1 protein-coding gene is annotated in these 1,980 nt (G+C 69.2%); it reads left to right on the plus strand.

Going from position 1 to position 1,980, the window contains the following annotated elements; translation table 11 throughout:
• Window positions 1-205: 205 nt before the first annotated feature.
• Window positions 206-1,980 (plus strand): ESPR domain-containing protein (locus AC1DOC_RS31435; RefSeq protein ID WP_478131310.1); only part of this gene is annotated, 1,775 nt, incomplete at its 3' end.

The following is a 1,980-nucleotide window of genomic DNA, read 5'->3' on the forward strand; positions in this document are numbered from 1 at the left end:
GCTCTCGTCCTCACACAAGCAGTTGAAAGAAGACACGCGCTCTGGCATAAAACCGGAGTTGTGAAGAAATGTCTTCACATGTTAACTATCGTTTCAAAAAATCCTGACGGCCTCCATCGTGATGCTCGTCCAGGGCGCTTGGCATGCGGCGACCTGCACCACAGGTTCCGCATAGCCAATACCAATCAATACGAGGAGCGAGGGCATGAACAACATTCATTGCAGCGTCTGGAACGCTGCGCTGGGCGCGTGGGTGGCCGTTTCGGAGCTTTCACGGCGGCGCAGGCGAGGAGCTTCGTCTTCCGCCGCGGCGGCCGTGTGCCTGCTGGCGCTTGTGAGCCTGCCGGGAACGGCCTCCGCGCAGGCCGCCGGCGGCGGCGCAGCCATGGTGGCCGGAGGCACCGGCGGCCGCGGCGGCGCGGGAAATGGCGGCGGAGCCGGGGGCGGCAGCGTCGGCGAGTACCCCACCAGCAATGGACAGGCGCCGACAGCCGGAGCCGGGGGTGCTGGCGGCAACGGTGCGGCGGGGGCTGGCGGTACGGGCGGCGCGGTAGGCGCCACCAGTGCCGCGGGCTCCGCCACTGGGGCGTCGGGAACCAACGGCGTTGCCGACCCCGACCCTGTCTATGGCGCCGGCGGTGGCGGCGGTGGGGGTGCGGCCGTGTACACCACCGACACATCCATCACCGTGGTAGGTGGGACCACTCTCCTGGGTGGCAACGGCGGCAACGGTGGCATTGGGCGCTTGTCCGGCGGCGGCGGCGGTGGCGGCGCGGGCCTTCAGGCCGTCGCCGCGAATGCAGTGGTCAACAATTCAAGCCTGACGGTCACGGGCGGCAATGGGGGCAACGGCGGCGTCGGCCAATGGGCCGGCGGCGGTGGCGGCGGCGGCGATGGCATCGTGTTGCAAGGCGGAGGCGCCATTGTCAACAACACCGGCACGGCCACGGGCGGAAATGGCGGAAGTGGCGGCACCGTCACCACCGGCGGCCTGGTGGGCGGCGGCGGCGAAGGCGGTGCCGGCCTGGCGCTGGAGTCCAGCGGCAACTCGGTGCTCAATACCGGCGCGCTGGTGGGAGGTGCGGGYGGTGCCGGCGGAAACAGCGCTGCCAACGGCATCGGCGGCGCGGGCCTGCGCATCCGCGGCAACACAAACACCATCGTCAACACCGGCATCTTGACCGGGGGCTTCGCCGGCGACGGCGCTACGCGTGGCGATGCGGTGCGCATCACCGGCAACGACAACTCGCTCGAACTGCAGGGCGGCTCGGTGATCACCGGGACGTTGACTGCGAACGGCATCGGCAATGTGCTGCGCCTGGCCGGCGCGCTGACCGATGGAACCACCTCGCTCGGCGCCGCCACCTACCGCGGCTTCGACCGCTACGAGAAGACGGGCGCCAGCACCTGGACGCTGACCGGCACCACCACCGAACTGACGCCCTGGCACGTGCTGGGCGGCACGCTCGCCATTGCCGACGACGCCGCCCTCGGCAGCTCGGCCGGCACGCTCACGCTCGACGGCGGCACCTTGCGCGCCACCGGCACGACCGCCGGCACGCGCAATGTCACGGTGGGAGCGGGCGGTGCGGCTTTCGAGATTGATCCTGCGCAGGCGCTGACACTCAACGGCGTGCTTTCCGGCAGCGGCAGCCTGCAAAAGACCGGCGCCGGCACGCTGGTGCTCGGCGCGACCAACAACTACGGCGGCGGCACCCTTGTCAACGACGGGTCGTTGATCGCGACAGCCAGCGGAGCCCTGGGCAGCGGACCCGTCATCGTCAACGCGTCGCTCACGTTCGAGACCGGCGTGAATGCGGGATCGCTGTCCATCACCAACCAGAACGGCTACACCCGATTCAACGGCACCAGCACCGCAGGCACGGCCACCATCGTCAACAACAACGGCAGCGGCACCGACTTCTATGGCGACAGCCGCGCAGGCACGGCAAGCATCACCAACAATGACTACGCTTTCAC

It is taken from the genome of Variovorax sp. 01T439_2, from assembly GCF_056398445.1.